This is a genomic window from Streptomyces sporangiiformans (genome assembly GCF_005768555.2).
In the GTDB taxonomy this organism is placed as follows: domain Bacteria; phylum Actinomycetota; class Actinomycetes; order Streptomycetales; family Streptomycetaceae; genus Streptomyces; species Streptomyces sporangiiformans.
The window spans coordinates 1-22607 of sequence record NZ_VCHX02000159.1; the positions used below are offsets into that span (position 1 = coordinate 1).

The 22607-nt window shown below is 71.7% G+C and carries 21 protein-coding genes and 1 riboswitch; of the genes, 10 read left to right on the forward strand and 11 right to left on the reverse strand.

Annotated features, from left to right (window positions below):
• Window positions 1-156 precede the first annotated feature (156 nt).
• On the reverse strand, window positions 157-735 hold the full coding sequence (gene ftsL / locus FGD71_RS25840; RefSeq protein WP_119102918.1) for a cell division protein FtsL: 579 nt from the start codon (window positions 733-735) through the stop codon (window positions 157-159).
• Window positions 736-757: 22 nt separating this feature from the next.
• The gene (gene rsmH, locus FGD71_RS25845; protein WP_276147157.1) at window positions 758-1696 is read right to left on the reverse strand and encodes a 16S rRNA (cytosine(1402)-N(4))-methyltransferase RsmH; all 939 of its coding nucleotides are present in this window, start codon (window positions 1694-1696) and stop codon (window positions 758-760) included.
• 544 nt (window positions 1697-2240) lie between these two features.
• On the opposite strand from rsmH, the gene FGD71_RS25850 reads away from it, so the two are divergent.
• The 4 genes from FGD71_RS25850 (at window position 2241) to FGD71_RS25865 (ending at window position 7756) form a co-directional block, all read left to right on the forward strand.
• Window positions 2241-2798, forward strand: a complete 558-nt coding sequence (locus FGD71_RS25850; RefSeq protein WP_119102919.1) for a beta-class carbonic anhydrase — start codon at window positions 2241-2243, stop codon at window positions 2796-2798.
• A gap of 175 nt (window positions 2799-2973) precedes the next feature.
• Window positions 2974-4011 carry an AAA family ATPase gene (locus FGD71_RS25855; RefSeq protein ID WP_119102920.1) on the forward strand — a complete coding sequence of 346 codons (1038 nt, stop codon included), beginning with the start codon at window positions 2974-2976 and terminating at the stop codon, window positions 4009-4011.
• Window positions 4011-5366: a DUF58 domain-containing protein gene (locus FGD71_RS25860; RefSeq protein WP_119102921.1), complete on the forward strand. Its 1356-nt coding sequence runs from the start codon at window positions 4011-4013 to the stop codon at window positions 5364-5366. Before FGD71_RS25855 ends, FGD71_RS25860 begins: the two co-directional genes overlap by 1 nt.
• Window positions 5363-7756 carry a transglutaminase TgpA family protein gene (locus FGD71_RS25865; RefSeq protein ID WP_119102922.1) on the forward strand — a complete coding sequence of 798 codons (2394 nt, stop codon included), beginning with the start codon at window positions 5363-5365 and terminating at the stop codon, window positions 7754-7756. The genes FGD71_RS25860 and FGD71_RS25865 overlap by 4 nt, the downstream gene beginning before the upstream one ends.
• Before the next feature lie 207 nt (window positions 7757-7963).
• Here FGD71_RS25865 and FGD71_RS25870 read toward each other — a convergent pair whose 3' ends face one another.
• The 3 genes from FGD71_RS25870 to FGD71_RS25880 all read right to left on the reverse strand — a co-directional run bounded on the left by FGD71_RS25870 (window position 7964) and on the right by FGD71_RS25880 (window position 10209).
• The gene (locus FGD71_RS25870; protein WP_119102923.1) at window positions 7964-8368 is read right to left on the reverse strand and encodes a DUF3040 domain-containing protein; all 405 of its coding nucleotides are present in this window, start codon (window positions 8366-8368) and stop codon (window positions 7964-7966) included.
• A 265-nt stretch (window positions 8369-8633) separates the two neighbouring features.
• Window positions 8634-9404, reverse strand: coding sequence for a methyltransferase (locus FGD71_RS25875; protein WP_119102924.1), 771 nt, complete (start codon window positions 9402-9404; stop codon window positions 8634-8636).
• A 238-nt stretch (window positions 9405-9642) separates the two neighbouring features.
• Window positions 9643-10209 carry an SAV_6107 family HEPN domain-containing protein gene (locus FGD71_RS25880; protein ID WP_119102925.1) on the reverse strand — a complete coding sequence of 189 codons (567 nt, stop codon included), beginning with the start codon at window positions 10207-10209 and terminating at the stop codon, window positions 9643-9645.
• Window positions 10210-10423: 214 nt separating this feature from the next.
• Between FGD71_RS25880 and FGD71_RS25885 the strand changes: the two genes are divergently transcribed.
• The gene (locus tag FGD71_RS25885; protein ID WP_119102926.1) at window positions 10424-11053 is read left to right on the forward strand and encodes a TetR/AcrR family transcriptional regulator; all 630 of its coding nucleotides are present in this window, start codon (window positions 10424-10426) and stop codon (window positions 11051-11053) included.
• Between the two features lie 512 nt (window positions 11054-11565).
• Window positions 11566-13083, forward strand: coding sequence for a phytoene desaturase family protein (locus FGD71_RS25890; protein ID WP_119102927.1), 1518 nt, complete (start codon window positions 11566-11568; stop codon window positions 13081-13083).
• Between the two features lie 55 nt (window positions 13084-13138).
• Here FGD71_RS25890 and FGD71_RS25895 read toward each other — a convergent pair whose 3' ends face one another.
• The 6 genes from FGD71_RS25895 to FGD71_RS25920 form a co-directional block, all read right to left on the reverse strand.
• A complete protein-coding gene (locus FGD71_RS25895) occupies window positions 13139-14080 on the reverse strand; it encodes an SCO2102 family sporulation regulator (RefSeq protein WP_119102928.1) in 942 nt (313 codons plus the stop codon).
• A gap of 56 nt (window positions 14081-14136) precedes the next feature.
• Window positions 14137-15060 carry a methylenetetrahydrofolate reductase [NAD(P)H] gene (gene metF / locus FGD71_RS25900; RefSeq protein WP_119102929.1) on the reverse strand — a complete coding sequence of 308 codons (924 nt, stop codon included), beginning with the start codon at window positions 15058-15060 and terminating at the stop codon, window positions 14137-14139.
• Between the two features lie 176 nt (window positions 15061-15236).
• The gene (gene thiE, locus FGD71_RS25905; RefSeq protein ID WP_119102978.1) at window positions 15237-15890 is read right to left on the reverse strand and encodes a thiamine phosphate synthase; all 654 of its coding nucleotides are present in this window, start codon (window positions 15888-15890) and stop codon (window positions 15237-15239) included.
• Window positions 15891-15967: 77 nt separating this feature from the next.
• Window positions 15968-16333, reverse strand: a complete 366-nt coding sequence (locus tag FGD71_RS25910; protein WP_119102930.1) for an Rv2175c family DNA-binding protein — start codon at window positions 16331-16333, stop codon at window positions 15968-15970.
• A 77-nt stretch (window positions 16334-16410) separates the two neighbouring features.
• Window positions 16411-17640 carry an NAD(P)/FAD-dependent oxidoreductase gene (locus FGD71_RS25915; protein WP_119102931.1) on the reverse strand — a complete coding sequence of 410 codons (1230 nt, stop codon included), beginning with the start codon at window positions 17638-17640 and terminating at the stop codon, window positions 16411-16413.
• A gap of 67 nt (window positions 17641-17707) precedes the next feature.
• Entirely contained in the window at window positions 17708-18064 is a 357-nt protein-coding gene (locus tag FGD71_RS25920; RefSeq protein WP_119102932.1) for an avidin-fold protein, read from the reverse strand.
• Between the two features lie 52 nt (window positions 18065-18116).
• A riboswitch (TPP riboswitch) is annotated at window positions 18117-18230 on the forward strand.
• Window positions 18231-18236: 6 nt separating this feature from the next.
• Between FGD71_RS25920 and thiO the strand changes: the two genes are divergently transcribed.
• The 4 genes from thiO (at window position 18237) to pknB (ending at window position 22568) form a co-directional block, all read left to right on the forward strand.
• Window positions 18237-19433, forward strand: coding sequence for a glycine oxidase ThiO (gene thiO, locus FGD71_RS25925; RefSeq protein ID WP_119102933.1), 1197 nt, complete (start codon window positions 18237-18239; stop codon window positions 19431-19433).
• A complete protein-coding gene (thiS, locus tag FGD71_RS25930) occupies window positions 19430-19630 on the forward strand; it encodes a sulfur carrier protein ThiS (RefSeq protein ID WP_119102934.1) in 201 nt (66 codons plus the stop codon). The genes thiO and thiS overlap by 4 nt, the downstream gene beginning before the upstream one ends.
• 3 nt (window positions 19631-19633) lie before the next feature.
• Window positions 19634-20428 carry a thiazole synthase gene (locus FGD71_RS25935; RefSeq protein WP_119102935.1) on the forward strand — a complete coding sequence of 265 codons (795 nt, stop codon included), beginning with the start codon at window positions 19634-19636 and terminating at the stop codon, window positions 20426-20428.
• Window positions 20429-20600: 172 nt separating this feature from the next.
• Window positions 20601-22568, forward strand: a complete 1968-nt coding sequence (pknB, locus tag FGD71_RS25940; protein ID WP_162931222.1) for a Stk1 family PASTA domain-containing Ser/Thr kinase — start codon at window positions 20601-20603, stop codon at window positions 22566-22568.
• The last annotated feature ends 39 nt before the right edge of the window (window positions 22569-22607 follow it).

Here is a 22607-nt window from a genome sequence, read left to right on the forward strand (position 1 = left end):
GGGGCGGGGCCGGGCGGCGTGCGGGACGGGCGCCCGGCCCCGGCCTCGGGCTTCGGCTCGGGCTCCGGCTGCCGGGGCGTGCGGGCCTGGCGGGGCGTACGGGCCTGGCGGGCGGCGGCACCCGGCGGCGCGGGGGTTCCCTGTCGGACACTTCCGTCACCTGCCGGGGGTCGTGGAGAGGCGCGTGGGCGCGGTGGGGATCTTGGACGGGGTGGCGGACGGCTCGGACGGGGTGCGGGACTGTGCGGAGGGCTTGCCTTCCGGGGAGCCGGCCGGGCTCGCCACCGGTGCCGGGGCCGCGGACGTGGGCATGGGTGTGGGGGTGAGCATCTCGGGCGGGCGCACCAGGGGGACACGCGCCGACGACTGCTGGGGGGCGGCGCTGGGAACGCCTCGCACCGTGCCGTCGGGGTTGAGGAAGGCCGGGTCGCCCCCGGGCACCATGCCCAGCTCGCGGGCGCGGCGCTGGAGGGCGTCCGGGGCGGAGTAGGCGTCGACGTCCCGCTGGAGCGCCTGCTCCTCGTCGGTGAGGCTCTTCTTGTCCTTCTGGAGGTCGTCGAGCTTGAACGCGCCCGCGCTGAGGGCGGAGTTCAGCATGAGCAGTGCGATGAGGCCGCCGCCCAGGAGGAGCACGACGAGAAGGACGAAGGGAGTACGGGCAGCCTGCCCGGAGCCGGCCGGGATGAGCTGCGCGAGCCGTGCGGCCCGTCCCCTCAGTTCGGGTTTCCTGCTCACTCAACCCTCCCCTTCTTGTGCCTCACTCGGCGTCCTCCCTGATGCGCTGTGCCCCGCGCAGTCGCGCCGGCGCTGCCCGCCGGTTCTCCGCGACCTCTTCCTCTGTGGGGAGTTCGGCTCCGCGCGTCAGCAGCTTGAGCCGGGGCTGGTAGCGCTCGGGCACGACCGGCAGCCCGGGGGGCGCGGTGTTCGCGGCTCCGGCCGCGAACACCTGCTTGACCAGCCGGTCCTCGAGCGAGTGGTACGACAGGACGGCGATCCGGCCCTCCACGGCGAGCGCCTTCACGGCCGCGGGGATCGCCCTCTCCAGGACGGTGAGTTCGCCGTTGACCTCGATACGCAGCGCCTGGAAGGTGCGTTTGGCGGGGTTGCCTCCCGTGCGCTTGGCCGCCTGCGGCAGGGAGTCGCGGATCAGCTCGACCAGGCGCGCGCTGTTACTGAAGGGCTCCTTCGCGCGCTCACGGACGATCGCGGACACGATCCGCTTGGCCTGCTTCTCCTCGCCGTACGCCCTGAGGATCCGTACGAGCTCGCCGGCCGGATAGGTGTTGAGCACCTCGGCCGCGCTGATGCCGGCCGTCTGGTCCATGCGCATGTCGAGCGGGGCGTCCTGGGCGTACGCGAATCCGCGGCCGGCCTCGTCGAGTTGCATGGAGGAGACGCCGAGGTCGAAGAGGACGCCCTGGACGCGCGGGAGCTCCAGGCGGTCGAGCACGTCGGGGAGTTCGTCGTAGACCGCGTGCACCAGGGTGGCCCGGTCGCCGAAGGGGGCGAGCCGCTCTCCGCTGAGGCGCAGCGCCTCCTTGTCGCGGTCCAGGGCGACGAGGCGGGCCTCGGGGAAGCGGGTGAGCAGTGCCTCGCTGTGGCCGCCGAGTCCGAGGGTGCAGTCGACGACGACCGCTCCGGGCCGCTCCAGCGCGGGGGCCAGCAGGTCAAGGCACCGCTGGAGCATCACCGGCACGTGTCGGGCCTGTCCCTCCCGACCGTCGGCACCGCCCTCATGAGGAAGCTCCTCCGGACTCGGTCCGGGGGTACCCCCATCGCGCCCTTGCATTCCGGCCCTCTCAGATCCGACACGGCGTACGCACCGCCGGGTCCCCGCCCTCCCCCAGCCGGCGCTGGGAGGTACCCCGGAGAAGGGGATGGCCTGCCGGCGCCGGAAGCGTCAGCCGACCGGGGAGCGGAGAGGAGGCCGAGCCGTACGTACGCGCCGCGCACGTGGGGAGATTCCGGCACATCGCCGGGCCCTCCGAGGAGATGTCAGTCAAGCGGGGGAGAGTCTCGCCTCCCGCTTCGCGCCACTTTAGTCCACGGTGTCGCGCGGTCAATCAACCGGCCTGCGCGTCGCGAGCCCCCTCCTTCGCTGAAGCCGAACATTGGGGAGAACCACCCTTACGAGGGTGCCCACACCACCCATGTGGGTTAGCTCACAACAAGGCTTGTTGATGTTCTTTGTCCTCTCTCACAGCAGGCCCCTACCAGGTGTGACGGCTACCGTCATAGATATGACGACCTCCGCATCCGTTCCCACAGAGCCCGAAGGCGCCATATCCGCCGGCGGCACTGTCACCGACCGTCTCGTCGAGGCCAACGAACGGTACGCCGCCGCCTTCTCCGACCCCGGCATGGACGCCCGTCCCGTGCTGCGGGTCGCCGTCGTGGCCTGTATGGACGCCCGTCTCGACCTGCACGACGCGCTCGGCCTGGCACTGGGCGACTGCCACACGATCCGCAACGCGGGCGGCGTCGTCACCGACGACGTGATCCGCTCCCTGACCATCAGCCAGCGGGCGCTCGGCACCCGCAGCGTCGTGCTCATCCACCACACCGGCTGCGGCCTGGAGTCCCTCACCGAGGACTTCCGCCACGACCTGGAGATGGAGGTCGGCCAGCGCCCCGCCTGGGCGGTCGAGGCCTTCCGGGACGTCGAACAGGACGTGCGGCAGTCCATGCAGCGAGTGCGCACCTCTCCGTTCCTTCTGCACACCGACGACGTACGCGGCTTTGTGTTCGACGTGAAAACGGGTCTACTGCGTGAGATAGACCCCACCCAAAGGGCGTAAGACCCGACATATCACAGCCAGTTGTCCACAGGCGAGTGACACGAACCGGTAACGGCAACAAGAATGCGGGTGTGGCGTCACGCGGAACTTTTCGCGCGTGGTGTCCGTGTTTCGAGTTGGGCCGGTCCGCATCGCAGAGCGTCGGCCCGAGAAAGAACGGGCCGAGGAGGGCCGGGTGACGACCTATGACGATCGAGCGAGCCTTACTGATCTGACCACCACTGTGGAGCGTATCCGCAGTTCGGTGGAGGAAGTGATCGAGGGCAAGCCTGAGGTCGTACGGCTTTCGCTGACCGTACTGCTCGCCGAGGGGCATCTTCTGATCGAGGATGTGCCCGGCGTCGGCAAGACCATGCTGGCCAAGGCACTGGCGCGGTCCATCGACTGCTCGGTGCGGCGTATTCAGTTCACGCCCGACCTGCTGCCCTCGGACATCACCGGGGTGTCCATCTGGGATCAGCAGCGCAGCGACTTCGAGTTCAAGCCGGGCGCGATCTTCGCGCAGATCGTGATCGGCGACGAGATCAACCGCGCGTCGCCCAAGACGCAGTCCGCGCTCCTGGAGTCCATGGAGGAGCGCCAGGTCACCATCGACGGGCAGACCTACGAACTGCCCAGCCCCTTCATGGTGGTGGCGACGCAGAACCCGGTCGAGATGGAGGGCACGTATCCGCTGCCGGAGGCGCAGCGCGACCGTTTCATGGCCCGCGTCTCCATCGGCTATCCCAGCGCGGAGGCCGAATTGCAGATGCTGGACGTCCACGGCGGCGTCTCCCCCCTGGACGACCTCCAGCCGGTGGCGCACGCGCACGAGATCGTGAAGCTCATCGACGCGGTCCGCACCGTCCATGTCGCCGACCCGGTGCGGCGTTACGCGGTGGACCTGGTCACCGCCACCCGCACCCACCCGGACCTCAGACTCGGAGCCTCGCCGCGAGCGACCCTGCATCTGCTGCGTGCGGCGAAGGCGTCCGCCGCCCTCAGCGGCCGGGACTACGCGCTGCCGGACGACGTGCAGGCGCTCGCCGTGGCGGTCCTGGCCCACCGGCTGCTGCCGACGGCCCAGGCCCAGCTCAACCGCCGTACGTCCGAGCAGGTCGTCCTCGAGATCCTGCAGCGCACGGCCGTCCCCGCGGCGCCCCCGTCCCAGAGTGGCCTCACGGTGGGCCGAGGTGCTCCCGACTTCGGCCAGCAGCCGCCCCGGAGGCTGTGATGACCACCGGGGGGATGCCGGCGGCGCAGGCCGAGGAGGACAAGGGCGGGCTGCGCACGGCACTCGCCGGGCTCACCACGCGCGGGCGCTCCTTCCTGGCCGCAGGGGTGGCGGCCGCGGTGTGCGCGTACGTCCTGGGGCAGAGCGATCTGCTCCGGGTCGGGCTGCTGCTGGCCGTGCTGCCGCTGGTCTGCGCGACCGTGCTGTACCGCACGCGCTACAGGGTGGCGGGCAGCCGTCGGCTCTCCCCCGCGCGCGTGCCCGCGGGCTCGGAGGCCCGGGTGCATCTGCGCATGGACAACGTCTCGCGGCTGCCCACCGGACTGCTGATGCTGCAGGACCGGGTGCCGTACGTGCTGGGGCCGCGCCCCCGCTTCGTACTGGACCGGGTGGAGGCGGGCGGCCGGCGCGAGGTGTCGTACCGCGTGCGCTCGGACCTGCGCGGCCGTTATCCACTCGGTCCCCTGCAACTGCGGCTCAGCGATCCCTTCGGGATGTGCGAGCTGACGCGTTCCTTCTCGACGTACGACACCCTGACGGTCATCCCGCGCGTGGAGGCGCTGCCACCGGTGCGACTGACCGGCGAGGCCAAGGGGTACGGCGAGGGGCGGCAGCGTTCGCTGGCTCTGGCCGGCGAGGACGACGTGATCCCGCGCGGGTATCGCTACGGCGACGATCTGCGCCGGGTCCACTGGCGCTCGACCGCGCGCTACGGCGAGCTGATGGTGCGCCGAGAGGAGCAGCCGCAGCGGGCCCGCTGCACGGTGCTCCTGGACACCCGGGGCATCGCCTTCGAGGGCGCGGGTCCGGACTCGGCCTTCGAATGGGCCGTGTCGGGTGCGGCATCGGCCCTGGTGCACATGCTCGAGCGGGGCTTTTCGGTACGGCTGTTGACGGACACCGGCAATTCAGTGCCCGGCGAGGGGGCCGACGGGTTCGCGGGCGCCAGCCAGGAGTCGGCGGACGCGGCGGGGCTGATGATGGACACCCTCGCGGTGATCGACCACTCCGACGGCACGGGCCTGTCACCGGCGTACGACGTGCTGCGCGGGGGGAACGAGGGGCTTTTGGTGGCTTTCCTCGGCGACCTCGACGAGGAGCAGGCGACGGTGCTCGCCAAGATGCGGCAGCGCAGCGGCGGGGCGGTCGCCTTTCTGCTGGACAGTGACGCGTGGGTGCGCGGAGCGGCCGCCACCGAAGAGAGCGAGGAGCGGCTTCGGATGCTGCGTGAGGCGGGCTGGACCGCCGTGACCGTCCCGCCGGGCACGGGCCTGACCGACCTGTGGCGGGAAGCGGACCGGCAGCGCACTCAGGTCGCGCCGACGGGAAGTACGGCAGGAGGCGGTGGCTCATGAGCGGGGGCGCACGACTGGCGCTGTGCGCCGCGGCGGCGACGCTGATGGCGGCGTGCGCGCTGCTGCCGCTGGTCGATCCCGCAACCTGGCTCCTGCAGGCGGCGTTCCTGCTCGCGGTGCAGACCGGCGTGGGCGCGGCTGCCCGGCGGGTGCCACTGGCCCGGCCGCTCACGATCGCGGTGCAGGCACTGGTGTCCCTGATGCTGCTGACGCTGACGTTCGCCCGTGAGCACGCCGTCTTCGGGATCATCCCCGGCCCGGAAGTGTTCCAGCACTTCGGGGTGCTGTTGCAGGCGGGCGCGGACGACGTCGGGCGGTACTCGATTCCGGCGCCGCTGTCGGACGGCATCAGGATGATGACGGTCGGCGGTGTCCTGGTGATCGGGCTCGCGGTGGACGCGCTCGCGGTGACCATGCGCAGCGCGGCCCCGGCCGGACTGCCGCTGCTCGCGCTGTACTCGGTCGCCGCGGGGCTCTCGGACGGCGACGGATGGCCGTGGTTCCTGCTGGCCGCCATCGGTTACCTGATGCTGCTGCTGGCCGAGGGCAGGGACCGGCTCTCGCAGTGGGGCCGGGTCTTCGGCGGCGCGCCCCGCGCGCCGTCCCCCGACACCTCGGGAGGTGCGGTCGCGCCGATCCGCACGGGGCGGCGCATCGGCGCCGTCGCGCTAGGCATCGCCCTGGTGGTGCCGCTCGGCCTGCCCGCCCTCGACGGCGGTCTGCTGGACGGCACGGGGACGGGCGTCGGTTCGGGCTCCGGAGGCGGTGGCACGATCTCCGCGGTCAACCCGCTGGTCTCGCTCCGCGACAGCCTGAACGTGGACGAGGACCGCGAGGTCATGTCCTATCGCACCAACTCCGAGGAGACGCAGGACCTTTACCTGCGGATCGTCTCGCTCGACGAGTTCGACGGCACGGCATGGAAACCCGCCAAGCGCAACATCACGGCCGTACCCGACAGCTTCCCGACGCCACCCGGCCTCGGGGGCGAGGTCCGGCGTACGGAGATTCAGACGAAGCTCTCCGCGGCGAACTGGTACGCGCAGGACTGGCTGCCCATGCCCTACCCCGCCGGCAAGGTGGACATCAGCGGCAAGTGGCGGTTCGAGCCCGTGGGGCGCACGCTCGTCGGCGACCACGGCCAGACCACGCGCGGGCTGGAGTACACCGTCAACAGCCTGATCGTGCAGCCGACCGCGGAGCAGCTCGCCGACGCGCCGGCGGCGCCACCGGCGCTGCGGCGCGAGTTCACCAAGGTGCCGGATTCGCTGCCCCCGGTCGTGGCGGACACGGCCCAGCGGATCACGGCGGGCTCGACCAACAACTACGAGCGCGCGGTGAAGCTCCAGGACTGGTTCGCCCTGGAAGGCGGCTTCACATACGACACCGAGGTGCAGGTCGGCAGCGGCTCCCAGGCGATAGCGCGCTTCCTGAGGGACAAGGAGGGCTTCTGCGTCCACTTCTCCTTCGCGATGGCCTCGATGGCCCGCACGCTGGGCATACCGGCCCGTGTCGCGGTCGGCTTCACGCCCGGCTCGCCCCAGGCGGACGGCACGATGACGGTGGGGCTGCGGGACGCGCACGCCTGGCCGGAGCTGTACTTCGAGGGCGTGGGCTGGACCCGCTTCGAGCCGACGCCCAACCGGGGCACGGTTCCGGAGTACACCCGGACGAACACGCCGGGCACCAGCGTCCCCGCCCCGAACAGGCCTTCCGAGTCCGCGTCGACGGCTCCCTCCGCCGCTCCCTCGACCAGCGAGAGCTGCTCGGCGGCGCAGAAGAGGCTGGACCAGTCCTGCGCGAGTGAGTCTCCGGAGGCCGCGTTCGGCGTGACGAACGACGGCCCGCCGTGGTCCCTGATCCTGGGACTGGTCTTCGCGGGGCTCGCCGTACTCGCGGTGCCCCTGCTGCCGATGCTGTGGCGGATACGAGTACGGTCCATGCGGCTCGGCGCCCACGGGCGTACCGAGGCGGACGCGGCGGCGCACACGCTGGCGGTGTGGCATGAGGTGACCGATACGGCGTGGGACTTCGGTATCGCGCCGGACGAGTCCCAGACACCTCGCAAGGCGGCGGCCCGCATCGTCCGGATCGGGCATCTGGATCCGGCGGCGGCGGCCTCCGTCCACCGGGTCGCGGACGCCGTGGAACAGGTCCTGTACGCGCCGCAGCCGCGGGCGACAGCGGGTCTGGCCGACGACGTCCGCCGTATGACCGAGGGTCTGCGCGCCACCGTCAGCCGCGGCACCCGCCTCCGGGCACTCCTCGCACCTCGTTCGGCTGTGCGGGTGGCGTGGTCGGTCGCCGAGAGCTGGGCATTGCTCAAAGCCAGGGCTTCGGCCCGCTGGACGACGCTGACGCGGCGGCCGTCGGAGCAGAGCGGCGGCTGAGAGGGACGGTCGAAGGGGGCAGTCGAGGACTGCCCCGTGAACTGAAGGGCGCCCACCCGGTCTCGGGTGGGCGCCCTCGTTCGTTGTTCGTTTCAGCGCGATGCGATCCGGACGGTCATTGTCTTGTCGGCATGCCGAAGGGGTGGCCACCCGCAGGTGGTCACCCCTTACGCGCTGTGTCGGCTCTCGGGCTCTCCGCCCGGAGGGCTAATGGCCTTGTTCGTCGCGGCGCCGCTGCCAGCGCTCTTCGATGCGGTCCATCATGGAGCGCCGCTGCCGGCCCTGACGGCGGGCGGGCGGAGCGCCCGGCGCACCCGCCGTGGCGGATTGCTCACCCGGCTTGGGGGCTTTGCGCCAACCGGTGACGGCGAGCACCGCGCAGCCCAGCATGACGAGGAATCCCACCACGCTGACCCAGATCTGCTGTGCGACCATTCCGGCCATGAGGAGCGCGATACCTACGAGAAAGCCGGCGACCGCCTGGTAGACCCGTCGCCGGGTATACGTACGCAGCCCGCTTCCCTCAAGCGCTGTCGCGAACTTGGGATCTTCGGCGTACAGCGCTCGCTCCATCTGCTCGAGCATTCGCTGCTCGTGCTCCGAGAGCGGCACGGAGTCCTCCTCATCGTGCAGTCGCCGGGGCGACCGGGGGTCCCCTTCAGGATAGGCAGGGAATCGCCCCCGTGAAACCCGCCCCTCTACGCCAATTCGCCGACCGGAACCCGCCATGGCACCCCGGTTCACTGAAGCTTGCATTCCCCAGCGACCGGCCTGGCATGCCGGACGGTCTCCCTCGATCATACGGCTCCGAGCCCACGATCGGGGGGCCTGTGGCGTACTCCATCGCACCCCTGGGCTCCCTCTCGCGCGAGACGGCTCAGGCCCCGGAGGCTTCTCCGGTCTCACCGAGCACATGGATCTGGGTCGCCACGGAGTGGAAGGCGGCGAGCTCGGCCGCCGCGGCCTCCAGCTTGAGCAGGGCGTCCAGCGCTCCCGGCTCGGTGTCCACGAGGACTCCGGGGACCAGGTCCGCGAAGATCCGCACGCCGTGGACGGCGCCCACGCGCAGCCCGGCGCCCTCGACGAGGGCGGTGAGCTGCTCGGTGGTGAAGCGCCGCGGCACGGGATCACCCTCGCCCCAGCGGCCGTCCGGGTCACCGAGGGCCTGCTGGGCCTCCGTGAAGTGCCCGGCCAGTGCGCGCGCCAGCACGGCGCCGCCCAGGCCGGCGGCGAGCAGACTGAGGACGCCCTCGGAGCGCAGCGCGCTCACCGCGTTGGCGACGCCTTCGGCCGGGTCGTCCACGTACTCCAGCACGCCGTGGCACAGCACCGCGTCATAGCCGCCGCGCTCGACGACGTCGAAGAGGCCGTGGGCGTCGCCCTGGACACCCTGCACGCGGTCGGCGACACCGGCCTCGGCGGCCCGGCGCTCCAGCGCGAACAGCGCGTTCGGACTGGGGTCGACGACGGTCACGCGGTGGCCGAGGCGGGCGACGGGCACCGCGAAGTTGCCGCTGCCGCCTCCCGTGTCGAGCACGTCGAGCGACTCCCGGCCCGTGGCCTTGACCCGGCCGTCGAGGGCGTCCTTCAGGACCTCCCAGACCACGGCGGTACGGAGAGAAGCGCGGGGGCGCATCGGGTCCGACACGGCAGTTGACTCCTCGGCGCGGCACCGCCACATGCAGGGCGGAGCGATGGGGATACCTCCCGCGGCCTGTGCGGCCAGGGAGGGTGCAGGCGCTTCCAACCCTATTGCCTCCGGCCCCGCGCCCGGTCCGCCGTCTCGCGCGGCGGACGGCAGCCCTCTACCCGGCCTTGGGGCCCTGGTCGGACATCACCCCTCGCATCACCCCTCGCCACCCCCACTCTCCGCCTCCAGGGGCCTGTCAGCCCGCATCCGGTACGTCCGGCACTCCCGGTACCCCCGGCGCTCCCTGGTCGCCGTCCTGCCGCGGCTGGGGCAGGACGGGCTGCAGGACCAGCATGCGCTCGACGAGGCGCAGGAACATCGCCACGTCGCGCAGCAGGTCGTCGGCGTCGCGGCTGCTGACCGCGCCCCGTATGCCCGCCTCCGCGCGGGCACGGCGGCCGGCGCCGGCCGCGAACAGCGCGCTCCACTCCGCGAGTTCGGGCGCGATCTCGGGGAGGACTTCCCAGGCGCTCCGGATCTTGGCCCGGCGCCTCGCGGTGGCCTCCGGGCGCCCCCGGGAGGCGAGGACGGCGGCAGCGGTGCGCAGGGCGGCCAGATGGGCCGTCGCGTAACGCTCGTTGGGCGCTTCCAGCAGGGATGCCTCGTCGAGTCCGGCGCGGGCCTGGGCGAGCAGGTCGAGCACGGCGGGCGGGGCCGTGGCCCGGCGCAGCACGGGGTGTACGTCGCTCGCCGGGCCGGTCAGTGAGGGGGCAGGGCCGGTGGCGCGGCGCCGACGGGCGGCGGCTGCGTGGTAGCTGGCCATGACGAACCTCCTGTCGTCTGTGTGACGGCTCTGTGGCCGTATGTGTCCATCGTGAGGTATGCCACTGACAATCCGTCCTGACCTGGGCTTTTGTTTCGATCGTAGGTTCGGATGGGCGCGAGGGCGGGTGCCGTCGCGCCCACCGCGGCCTCCGCGCGCCGCAAGCGGGTGTGGACCGGCTGCGGCTGGAGCTGAGCCTGTGACAATCAGGGCCATGGAAAGCAGCAGGGCCGTGGCAAGCGGCAGTAGCCGGAGACGGACGACCCGGCAGAAGCTCTACGAGGCGGCCGTGACGCTCATAGCGGAGCAGGGCTTCTCGGCCACCACCGTGGACGAGATCGCCGAGCGTGCCGGCGTCGCGAAGGGCACGGTCTACTACAACTTCGCGAGCAAGTCCGTCCTCTTCGAAGAACTGCTCCGGCACGGTGTGGGACTGCTCACGGCCTCCCTTCGGGAAGCGGCCGAGAAGACCGCCCGGGACGGCGGCAGCAAGGTCGACGCGCTGGACGCGATGATCCGGGCAGGGCTCGTCTTCATCGACCGCTATCCGGCCTTCACCCAGCTGTATGTGGCGGAGCTGTGGCGCACGAACCGGGCCTGGCAGTCCACTTTGATGGTGGTCAGGCAGGAGGCCGTCGCGGTGGTCGAGGGAGTGCTGCGCGACGGCGTCGCGAGCGGCGAGCTGAGCGACGAGATCGACATCTCCCTGACGGCGGCCGCCCTGGTGGGCATGGTGCTGGTCGCGGCCCTGGACTGGCAGGCCTTCCAGCCGGAGCGCACCCTGGACGACGTCCACGCGGCGCTGTCACGGCTGCTTCATGGGCGCGTGAGCGGATGCGGCTGAGACGCGGCCTGTGCCCCTGAGACACAAGTGAGCGCCGATCCGAAGCGGCCGCGTCCCCCGAGGCCGCGCCGGACCGGCGCCACTCTTGTTCCCCCGTACTTCCCCCGTGTTCCCCCGTGTTCCCCCGTGCGGTCTTCCCCCGGGTCCCCCCGTGCCTCGCTCCCGCCGACTCGTCGGCGGAAGGAGCGGCCAAGGGCGCGGGATCCGTTCCGCCGCCCCGTGTCGGCGGTACCGGAGCCGCGCCCCTTTCCGTGTCTCCACTCTCTCGTTCGCGCAGGTCGGAACCTATCCGCGCGCGTACTCATCTCACTCCCTAGGTACGAGTACTCAGCCGTGCGCGCTCACCCCCAGAACGCACCGTTGCCGACTGGTTACGATCACGTCCGCGCCCGTACTCCCCCGGCCGCACTCCCCCGGCCGACCGCGCCTACCACGCGCTGACCACGCGCCGACCGCACGGCCCGCCGACCGCGGCGGCCGGGTTGTCGGTGGCGGCCGATAAAGTCCCTGACATGGCACGGATTGCGGTGATCGGCGCCGGGATGGGCGCGCTGGCGGCCTCCGCCCGGCTGGCCGTCGCGGGCCACCGGGTGGTGGTGTACGAGCGCGCGGCGACGTACGGCGGCGCGGTGGGCGTCCTCGAGCGTGACGGCTTCGTCTTCGACACGGGCCCGGGGCTGCTGCCGGTGCCCGCGGTCTACCGCGATCTGTTCGTCAAGACCGGCAAGAAGCCGCTGGAGCAGTGCGTCGACCTCGTCCAGGTGGACCCGGCCTCGCACCACGTCTTCGCCGACGGCACACAGGTCTCGCTGCCCAACGCTTCGCGCGCGGGCGTCGTCTCGGCCCTGGACGCGGCCCTCGGGGCGGGCGCGGGCGAGCGGTGGGGCGACTTCCTGGTGCGGGCGCGCGAGGCCTGGGACCGCACGCGCCGACCGCTGCTCGAAGAGCCCCTGTGGCCCAACTGGCAGGTGCTCGCGGAGCGTGAGCCCTATCCGGTGGTCAGGCAGCGGCGCCTGCTGCGGACCCGGGCGGCGGCGACGCTTGCCGAGGTCGGGTCCTGGGAGCTGGGCGACCCGCGGCTCGCCGTCCTCCTGGAGAGCCACGCGCTCGCGCACGGCCTCGACCCGCGCGTCGCTCCGCCCGCCGCGGCCGTGCTGCCGTACATGGAGCACGCCTTCGGGACGTGGTACGTGCGAGGCGGGATGCGGGAGTTGGCGCGGGCCGTGTACGAGCGGTGCCTGGCTCGGAAGGTCGAGTTCCACTTCGACACGGCCGTCGGGCGGATCGTCGAGAAGGACGGCCGCGCGGCAGGCGTGGAGCTGGCCGACGGAGCCGTCGCCGACGCGGACTTCGTGGTCGCGGGAGTCGCGCCCGCGGTGCTGGACCGACTGAGCTCGCACGCCGTGCTGCGCGGCGATGCCGAGGTGCCGCCGCAGCGGGGTCGGCCGAGCCGGCTGACGGTGCATCTGGCGCTGCGCGGCGGGCGACCGGGCGGGGTGGCCCACCGGACGGTGGTGCACGCGGCGGATCGCGAGGCGGAACTGAACGGGTTGTTCGGCGAGCGGCGCGCAGGCCCGGCTGCCCCGGGCACCGCTCTGCCGGCCTCGCCCACGGTGACGGTGCTGCGCCCCGGCGATCCGGCGCTGGTGCCGGACGTCGACCACGAAGCGGTCACGCTGGCTGTCACGGTTCCCTCGGGCCTGGAGCCGACCGAGAAGGACGCGCAGCGGGTTCTCACCACCGCCGAGCGGGCGGTCCCGGGCCTCCGTGACCGCCTCCTGTGGCACGAGGTCCGCACCCCGGCGGACATCGCACGGGCGACGGGCGCGGACGGCGGTGCGGTGCCGGCCCCCGCGCTGGCCGCCGCCGGCGGACGCCTGCTGCACCCGTCCAACAGCACCCGCGTGACAGGCCTGTTCACGGTCGGCGGCTGGGCTCATCCCGGCGGCGGGCTGCCGCACGCGGGCATGTCGGGGGCGCTGGTCGCCGGCTTGATCGTGGAGGGACCGGACTTCCAGGGCTCACAGTGAGGCCCTGACGAACGCGGTACCGGTGCGGAGAACCGGTACTGCGGCACTGCTGCTCTCAGAACCGGTACTGGTCGCCGTACCCGTCGCCGTTGCCGTTCCCGTTGCCATTGCCGTTGCCCTGGTACGGATACTGCTGCTCCGGCGGAAGTTCGCCCCCGTACGGGTCGTCGGTGGTGCGCTGCTGCGGAACCCAGACGCCGCCGGGCGGGGTCTCGCCGTAGGTGCCGGTTGCGTACTGGTCCTGGGCGTAGCCCTGTTGCCCGTACTGCTGCTGCGAGGCGTCGTAGGAGGGGTCGTACGAAGCGCCGCCGTACGTCGGCGCGCCGGTGTACGGGTCGGAGTAGGCGGCGTACTGCTGCTGACCGTTGTCGTAGCCGTACTGCTGCTGGTCGTAGCCGGAGTAGCCGTCGTATCCGTAGTTCTGGCCGGCGAAGTCCTGGGACTGGGCGGAGGTCGCGTAGGCCGGGTCGGTGGCCGCGGCGTAGGCGGCGTCGCTGTAGACGCCGTACTGGCCCGTGTCATCGGGCAGGGGCTGCGGCTCGTAGACGGCGGTCGACTCGGCCGCGGACGCGGCCCGGTGCCCGAAGACGGAGTCCTCGTGCCCGTAGGAGTCGCCCTGCCCGAAGCTCTCCGTCTGGTACCCGCCGCTGTTCGCCGCCTGGAGGTCGGAGACCTCGAGTGTCGGGTCCTGGCGGTCCGGCTCGCCGCGGCGGCGCTTGCTGGGGCTCGGGCCCTTGCCCGGGCGGCCGGCGACGGCCCAGCCGGACGCGAAGCCGCTGCGGAACGACAGCGTGACGTACGTCTGCCCGACGGCGAAGGCGGCCGCGCCGAGGCCGATGACCACCACCGACGGAATCAGGACACCGATCACCACGCCGAGGAAGCCGGCGAAGGCCAGCAGCCGCCAGCGCAGCCGCGCCTTGTACTGCAGCAGCACCTCGCCGAGCAGCCACAACGCGACGATGCCGAACGCGATGTAGAGGACCGTCCAGCCCATGTACGCCCCTCTCCCAGTGGCCGCTACGCAGTGTGGCGTACGACGATGCGGCAGGTCTAGGCCTGCTGTGAGTGGTGCAGCCCCAGATTCTCGTAAATTTCCAGCGACGCGGTGGAGTTGTTCAGTGTAATGAAGTGCAGTCCGGGGACTCCCTCGGCCAGCAGCCTCGCGCAGAACTCCGTGGCGAACTCGATGCCAATGGAGCGTACAGCCGCCGGATCGTCTTTGGCTGTGAGGAGGCGCTCTTTCAGGGCGTCCGGGAACGAGGCGTTGCTGAGCTTCGGGAGCCGCTCCAGCATCTTCACACTGGTGACGGGCATGACCTCGGGGATGACCGGGGTCTCGCAGCCCGCCGCGTCGACTCGGTCACGCAGGCGCAGATACGACTCGGGGTGGAAGAACATCTGTGTGATCGCATAGTCGGCGCCGGCCCGGCACTTGTCGACGAAGTGCGCGACATCCCGGTCCCAGTCTTCGGAGCGCGGGTGCATCTCGGGGAAGGCCGCGACACCGACGCAGAAGTCGCCCGCCTCCTTGATGAGCCGTACGAGGTCGGCCGCGTAGTTCAGCCCCTGGGGATGCGGGATCCAGTCGCCCATGGGGTCGCCGGGCGGGTCGCCGCGCACGGCGAGCATGTTCCGGATCCCCGCGTCCGCGTACTGGCCGATGATGTTGCGCAGTTCCGCGATCGAGTGGTCGACCGCGGTGAGGTGGGCGACCGGGGTCAGCGTCGTGTCGGCGACGATCTGCTCGGTCGCCTTCACCGTGCCCGCGCGGGTCGAACCACCCGCGCCGTACGTCACGGAGACGAAGCTGGGAGCGACGGCCTCGATCCTGCGGAGTGAGTTCCACAGGTTCCGCTCACCCTTCTCCGTCTTGGGAGCCCAGAACTCGAACGAATACGTCGTCTTGCCTGTCGCGAGCATGTCGCGCACGGTGCGTGCGCGGTCAGTCCTGGTGGAAGCAGATCCGAGGGCCATACCCGCAGGTTAGTCAGGGGCGGGCGGAGTCCCAACCAGAGGGGGAGAAATGACTGCTTTGTCGGCTTGTTGTCCACTCCTCGGACAACCACGGACTGAGCGAGCCCCGAGCGAACCGCCGGCGACCGCCTGATGAGGCCGTCGTCATGGACTCGTGCGACGCGATCGCTCCCCGCTCAGACCACCGAACGCAGCCGCTTGGCGAATTCCCGCGCGGCCGCCCCCGGATCGTCGGCCTCCGTGATCGCCCGTACGACGACGACGCGGCGGGCGCCCGCGTCGAGCACCTCGTCGAGGTTGCCGAGGTCGATGCCGCCGATGGCGAACCAGGGGCGGTCGGCGCCGAGGGAGGCCGTGTACCGGACGAGATCCAGGCCCGGCGCGTGGCGGCCCGGCTTGGTGGGCGTCGGCCAGCAGGGGCCCGTGCAGAAGTAGTCCACGCCGTCCTGAACAGCGGCGGCGGCCGCTTCCGGCTCGGCGTGCGTGGAGCGTCCGATCAGGATCTCGTCGCCGAGGATCGCGCGGGCCGCGGGGACGGGGAGGTCGCCCTGGCCCAGATGCAGCACGTCGGCGCCGACGGCGTGCGCGACGTCCGCGCGGTCGTTCACGGCGAGCAGTTTGCCGTGTCGCGCGCACGCCTCGGCGAAGACCCGCAGGTGCTCCAGCTCCTCGGCCGCCTCCATGCCCTTGTCGCGCAACTGCACGATGTCGACACCACCCGCGAGGACCGCGTCGAGGAACTCCGCGAGGTCGCCCTGGCGCCCCCGGGCATCCGTGCAGAGGTAGACCAGGGCGTCGGCAAGCTGCGCGCGCCGGGTGGTTTCGGGCATGCGGAATCCCCCGTTGTCGATGGCGTACGGGCCCTCCCGCACCGGGCACGGCCCGTACGCCGGACGGTGTGTTCAGGTCAGACGGCGAGCGCCTGGGCGCGGCGCTTCACCTCCGTGCCGCGATTCTCGCTCAGAGCCTGCGCGGGGGTGCCGGGCAGGGTCGGGTCGGGGGTGAAGAGCCATTCCAGCATCTCTTCGTCGGTGAAACCGTCGTCCTTGAGGAGCGTCAGGGTGCCGGACAAGCCCTTGACGACCTTGTCCCCGTCGATGAAGGCGGCGGGGACGTGCAGCGCGCGGTTCTCACCACGGCGCACGGCGATGAGCTGGCCCTCCTTGACCAGCTGCCGTACGCGGGTCACCTCGACGCCGAGCCGTTCGGCGATGTCGGGGAGGGTGAGCCAGGCGGGGACGAGAGCTTCGATCTTTGCGTCAATCTCGGTCACGGGACAAGCGTGCCATCCCGGACTGACACTCGGAAGTCGAACCCGTCCTGCCTGGGCCGTTCGCCGGACGCCGGGGGTTACGCCACCGCCGCTTTCAGGGGCCGCGAGGCGTCGGACAGCAGATCCGGGTTCATCGGGACGCCCGCCTCGATCAGCTTGCGTCCCTGCGCCAGATCCCGCGGCCGGCCCACCGCGAGGACGGCGACCAGTCGGTTCTCCGTGAGCCAGCACACCGACCAGGCCGGCCCCGTCGGGTCGCCGCGCCAGACCATGGCTTCCGCGCGCGCGTGGTGGCCCGCGTACTGCACGAAGCGGCCGAACTGCTCGGACCAGAAGTACGGGACGGGGTCGTACACCGCGGGTGTCTCGCCGATGATGTTCGCCGCTACCGTGCGGGGGCCCTGGAGGGCGTTGTCCCAGTGGTGGACCAGAAGGCGCTCGCCGTACCTTCCCGAAGGGAAGGAGGCGCAGTCGCCGACCGCGTACACGTCCGGGACGGACGTGCGCAGGTGGTGGTCCGCGACCACCTCGCGATGGGCGCCGAGCTCGATCCCCGACCCGGTCAGCCAGGCCGTGGCGGGCCGCGCCCCGATGCCGACGACGACGGCACCCGCGGGCAGCCGCGAGCCGTCGTCCAGCACCACCACGCCGGGCTCGATGCGCTCCACGCGCGCGTGAGTGCGCAACGAGGCGCCGCTGTCCGCGTACCAGGCGGCCATGGGGGCGGCCACCTCGGCGGGAAGCGCGCCGGCGAGCGGCCGGTCGGCGGCCTCGACGACGGTCACCGCGCACCCGGCCTCACGGGCCGCCGTGGCGAACTCGGCGCCGATCCAGCCCGCGCCCACGACGACGATGTCGTGCTGGCGGGCCAGTACGGGCCGCAGCCGCTCGGCGTCGTCCAGCGTGCGCAGCAGGTGGACACCGGGGATGCCCTCAGCACCCGGCAGCCGCATCGGTTCGGCGCCGGTGGCGAGGACCAGGATTTCGTAGGGAACGGGCCCGGTGGCTGTGTCGAGCTCGTGGTCGCGCGGTCGCAGGCCGGTCACCTCCAGCCCCAGCCGCAGCTCGACGCCCAGCGCCTCGAAGTCGACGTCGAAGGCGGAGCCCTCGGCCTTGCCGAGCAGGACGGCCTTGGAGAGCGGCGGCCGGTCGTACGGCTGATGCGGCTCCGCGCCGATCAGGGTCACGGTGCCGGCGAAACCCCGTTCCCGCAGGGCGACCGCGGTCTGCACCCCGGCCATGCCCGCGCCGACGATCACGACGCTCCGCCGTGCCGTCCGACCCTGTTCCCGTGTCTGCTCGCTCACCTGATCACCATAGACAGCTGACGCTTTGTCAGTCAGCGGGCGCGATCAGTGACGTGTTGCACAGCCTTCAGTCACCGTCGGCGTCCCGTTCGATCTGTTCGACCACACTCGTCCCGCTGCCCGCCTGCGACTCCCACTCCCACGTCTCCTCCAGGCGCACGCGCCCGTCGGCCGACTCGACGACCTGGGACACACAGTGCCCCGAGGAGGTCGTGCCGTCCCGCTTGAGCTGCACATAGCGAAAGTCGAGGCGGTCGCCCCGACGGGTACCCACGAGGTGGCCGCGTACGACGTCGCCGCCCGCGTAGTCGGCCCAGATCTCGCCGTCCTTCTCGTGGTACGTGAAGCGGGTCCGGGTACCCACCTGACCTGGGGCCTGGTCCGCGACCGGGGCGAGTACGAGGCCGTCGAGAGACCGGGCCATGACAAACGGCTCCCTTACTGAGGCGCTGGACCAAGAGCTAGGGTGGCCAACCTAGAGCACTCGCGGGAGTCCGGACGCACCGGGCTGAGAGGGAGGCTGGGACGGCCTCCGACCGTACGAACCTGATCCGGGTCATGCCGGCGAAGGGAGGGGCTGGACGCCCATGTCGCGTATGTCCAACGCATCGCACACACCGCACGCATCGCACACACCGTCAGGCACATCAGACGTCCTGGTCATCGGGGGCGGAATCATCGGTCTGGTGACGGCCTGGCGGGCCGCGCAACGCGGGTTCGCCACCACGCTCGTGGACCCCGAACCGGGCGGCGGAGCGGCCCAGGTGGCGGCCGGGATGCTGGCCGCCGTCACCGAACTCCACTACGGCGAGCAGACCCTGCTCGGCCTCAACCTGGCATCCGCCCGCCGCTATCCGGAGTTCGCCGCCGAGCTGACCGAGGCGACGGGCCACGACCTCGGCTACCGCCAGTGCGGCACGCTCGCCGTGGCGCTCGACGCCGACGACCGCGCCCATCTGCGTGAACTGCACGCCCTGCAACGCCAGTCGGGCCTGGAATCGGAGTGGCTGAACGGGCGCGAATGCCGGCGCCTGGAGCCGATGCTCGCGCCGGGCGTGCGCGGGGGGCTCAGGGTCGACGGCGACCACCAGGTCGATCCGCGGCGGCTCGCCATGGCGCTGGTCGTGGCGTGCGAGCGGGCCGGAGTGGTCTTCCACCGGGGCTGGGCCGGGCGGCTCAGCGTGGCAAGGGGCCGGGCGACGGGGATCGTCACCACCGACGGCACGGATTTGGCCGCGGGCCAGGTCGTCCTCGCGGCGGGCAGCCTCAGCGGGCAGCTCGCGGGCGTACCGGACGACGTGCTGCCGCCGGTACGACCGGTGAAGGGCCAGGTGCTGCGGCTGACCGTGACGAAGCGGCACGCGCCGTTCCTGAGCCGGACCGTGCGCGCCGTCGTCCGGGGCAGCCATGTGTACCTGGTGCCGCGCGAGAGCGGCGAACTGGTCATCGGCGCGACGAGTGAGGAACTGGGCTGGGACACGACGGTGACCGCGGGCGGCGTGTACGAACTGCTGCGTGACGCCCACGAGCTGGTCCCCGGGATCACAGAACTGCCGCTCACCGAGACCCGGGCGGGCCTGCGGCCGGGCTCCCCCGACAACGCGCCCATGCTCGGTCCGACGGAGCTGGACGGCCTGCTGCTGGCCACCGGCCATTTTCGCAACGGAGTGCTGCTCACACCCGTCACGGGCGACGCCATGGCGCACGTCCTGACCACCGGTGAACTCCCGGACGAGGCCGTCGCCTTCACTCCCAAGCGCTTCAGCGCCGCCCTCACGGAGCAGCCCGCATGAACATCTTCGTCAACGGTGAGCGGCAGGAGATCGCCGCGGACACCGCCCTCGACACGCTCGTCGCCGGTCTCACCACGGCCCCCTCGGGCGTCGCCGCCGCCCTCAACGAAACCGTCGTCCCGCGCGCGCAGTGGCCTGGCACGTCCCTCAGTGAGGGAGACCGCGTCGAAGTCCTCACCGCCGTCCAAGGAGGCTGACCGATGGCCGACGATCCGTTCCTCCTCGGCGGTACGTCCTTCACGTCCCGCCTCATCATGGGCACCGGCGGCGCCCCCAGCCTCGATGTGCTGGAGCGCTCGCTCGTCGCGTCCGGTACGGAGTTGACGACGGTCGCGATGCGCCGCGTCAACGCTTCCGTGCAGGGCTCGGTGCTGTCCGTGCTCGACCGGCTCGGCATCCGTGTGCTCCCGAACACGGCGGGCTGCTACACGGCCGGAGAGGCGGTCCTGACGGCCCGCCTCGCGCGCGAAGCCCTCGGCACCGACCTGATCAAGCTGGAGGTCATCGCCGACGAGCGCACGCTGCTGCCCGATCCCATCGAACTGCTCGACGCCGCGGAGACCTTGGTCGACGACGGTTTCACCGTGTTGCCGTACACGAACGACGACCCCGTTCTCGCACGCAAGCTCGAGGACGTGGGCTGCGCCGCGATCATGCCGCTCGGCTCGCCCATCGGCTCCGGGCTCGGGATCCGCAACCCGCACAACTTCCAGCTCATCGTGGAGCACGCGCGCGTGCCGGTCATTCTGGACGCCGGGGCCGGTACGGCGTCCGACGCCGCCCTCGCCATGGAGCTGGGGTGCGCGGGGGTGATGCTGGCCTCGGCGGTGACGCGGGCGCAGGAACCGGAGTTGATGGCCGCGGCGATGCGGCACGCGGTCGAGGCCGGGCGGTTGGCGCGGCTCGCTGGGCGTATCCCTCGGCGCCACTTCGCCGAGGCGTCCTCTCCTGCGGAGGGCATGGCCCGCCTGGACCCGGAGCGGCCCGCCTTCTGACCACCGCGGGTGGATGGGACGGGTTCGCTTTCGGCTGCGGGCCCTCCGCGGCTGGTCGCGCAGTTCGCCGCGCCCCTGAAGGGGCGCGGCAGCGTCACAGGTCAGCTGCAGTCCCGCTCCGATCTCGACCGAACGGACGGGGCTGACAGTGTCGGCTCGTACACTCACCTGCGTGGATACGACCCTTCAGGACCCGTTGGTCGGGCAGGTGCTCGACGGCCGTTACCGCATCGACGCACGGGTCGCGGTCGGCGGGATGGCCACGGTCTACCGGGCTGTGGACACCCGCCTCGACCGCGTGCTCGCGCTCAAGGTGATGCATCCGACACTGGCCGCCGACGCCACGTTCGTCGACCGGTTCATCCGCGAGGCCAAGTCTGTGGCCCGGCTCGCGCACCCCAATGTGGTGCAGGTCTTCGACCAGGGCACGGACGGCTCGTACGTCTATCTCGCGATGGAGTACGTCGCCGGATGCACCCTCCGTGACGTGCTGCGCGAGCGCGGCGCGCTGCAGCCCCGGGCCGCGCTGGACATCCTGGAGCCGGTACTCGCCGCGCTCGGCGCCGCGCACCGCGCCGGGTTCGTACACCGCGACATGAAGCCGGAGAACGTCCTGATAGGGGACGACGGCCGCGTCAAGGTCGCGGACTTCGGACTCGTACGGGCCGTGGACACCGTCACGAACACGACCGGGGCCGTCCTAGGCACAGTGTCGTATCTCGCCCCGGAGCAGATCGAACACGGCACGGCCGATCCCCGGGTCGACGTGTACGCGTGCGGAATCGTCCTCTACGAGATGCTGACCGGCGACCGGCCGCACCTGGGCGACTCACCCGCGCTGGTGCTCTACAAGCACCTGCACGAAGACGTACCGCCGCCGTCGGCGGCGGTCCCCGGCCTGCCCTACGCCCTGGACGAGCTGGTCGCGTCGGCGACCGCGCGCACTCCGGACGTGCGCCCGCACGACGCGGTGGCGCTGCTCGCGCACGCCAGGGACGCGCGGAGCGGGCTGAGCGCCTCCCAGCTGGACGCCGTACCGCCGCAGGCCCTCACCGTGGATCACGACAACGCCGAGGACCGTACGAGCGTGATCCCGCGCTCGCTGTCCGTGTCACGCCTCCTGCCCGTGAACGAGGACGAGGGCGAGCACGGAGACGGGGGCGGGAGTGGGCGCGATCGTGCGATCCACCACACGAGTCTCCTCGAACCCCCGCCGCCTTCCGCTCCGTCACGCCGCCGCGCCCTTCCCCGGCGCCCCCGGCGCGGGATGCTCGCGATCGTCGCCGCGGTGCTGCTGATCCTCGGCGTCGGCACGGGCGTCTGGTACATCAACTCCGGCCAGTTCACCAAGGTCCCTCCGGTGCTGACGATGACCGAGGCGAAGGCGAAGCAGCGCCTTGCGAACGCCGGGCTCGATGTGAAGCAGATCAAGCGGGAGTACAGCGACACGGTCGAGCGCGGCACGGTCATCAGCAGCGATCCCAAGACGGGCGCCCGGATCCGCGACAACGACGCGGTGACGCTGACGATCTCCAAGGGCCCGGAGACCGTACGGGTACCGGACCTCGAGGGCTACAAGCTGAGCAAGGCCAAGGAGCGGCTGAAGAACGAGGGCCTGGCGGCAGGCATGATCACCAAGTCCTTCAGCGAGGACGTCACCCGTGGCTATGTGATCAGCACGGAGCCGGGTGCGGGCACCGAGCGCCGCGCCAGCTCGGCCATCGCGCTCACCATCAGCCGGGGCAGCCCGGTGGAGGTGCCCGACGTCCGGGGCGACGACCTCGCCGACGCGCGTCAGGAGCTGACGGACGCGGGCCTGAAGGTCAAGGTCGCCACCGAGCGGGTCAACTCCGACTTCGACGCGGGCCAGGTCGCAGCGCAGGCGCCGGGTGACGGCCGCCAGTTGGCCACGGGCGACACCGTCACGCTGACGATCTCCAAGGGCCCGGAAATGGTCGAGGTGCCGGACGTCGTGGGCGACAAGGTCGACGACGCGAAGCGGGAGCTGGAGGACGCCGGCTTCCAGGTCGAGGAGGACCGCGGCCTGTTCGGGCTCTTCGGAGACACGGTCAAGGGCCAGTCGGTGGACGGCGGGGACACGGCGCCGAAGGGCTCGTCGATCACCATCGAGATCGAGTGATGTTCGCGTACCGGCGGCCGGCCGAGGGGAGCGGCCATC

Bases quoted from the DNA above. Each gene is read 5' to 3' on its own strand.
- FGD71_RS25850 (WP_119102919.1), top strand. From the start codon at position 2,241: ATGACGACCTCCGCATCCGTTCCCACAGAGCCCGAAGGCGCCATATCC.
- FGD71_RS25860 (WP_119102921.1), top strand. From the start codon at position 4,011: ATGACCACCGGGGGGATGCCGGCGGCGCAGGCCGAGGAGGACAAGGGC.
- FGD71_RS25865 (WP_119102922.1), top strand. From the start codon at position 5,363: ATGAGCGGGGGCGCACGACTGGCGCTGTGCGCCGCGGCGGCGACGCTG.
- FGD71_RS25880 (WP_119102925.1), bottom strand. From the start codon at position 10,209: ATGGCCAGCTACCACGCAGCCGCCGCCCGTCGGCGCCGCGCCACCGGC.
- FGD71_RS25885 (WP_119102926.1), top strand. From the start codon at position 10,424: ATGGAAAGCAGCAGGGCCGTGGCAAGCGGCAGTAGCCGGAGACGGACG.
- FGD71_RS25890 (WP_119102927.1), top strand. From the start codon at position 11,566: ATGGCACGGATTGCGGTGATCGGCGCCGGGATGGGCGCGCTGGCGGCC.
- FGD71_RS25895 (WP_119102928.1), bottom strand. From the start codon at position 14,080: ATGGGCTGGACGGTCCTCTACATCGCGTTCGGCATCGTCGCGTTGTGG.
- metF (WP_119102929.1), bottom strand. From the start codon at position 15,060: ATGGCCCTCGGATCTGCTTCCACCAGGACTGACCGCGCACGCACCGTG.
- thiE (WP_119102978.1), bottom strand. From the start codon at position 15,890: ATGCCCGAAACCACCCGGCGCGCGCAGCTTGCCGACGCCCTGGTCTAC.
- FGD71_RS25920 (WP_119102932.1), bottom strand. From the start codon at position 18,064: ATGGCCCGGTCTCTCGACGGCCTCGTACTCGCCCCGGTCGCGGACCAG.
- thiO (WP_119102933.1), top strand. From the start codon at position 18,237: ATGTCCAACGCATCGCACACACCGCACGCATCGCACACACCGTCAGGC.
- thiS (WP_119102934.1), top strand. From the start codon at position 19,430: ATGAACATCTTCGTCAACGGTGAGCGGCAGGAGATCGCCGCGGACACC.
- FGD71_RS25935 (WP_119102935.1), top strand. From the start codon at position 19,634: ATGGCCGACGATCCGTTCCTCCTCGGCGGTACGTCCTTCACGTCCCGC.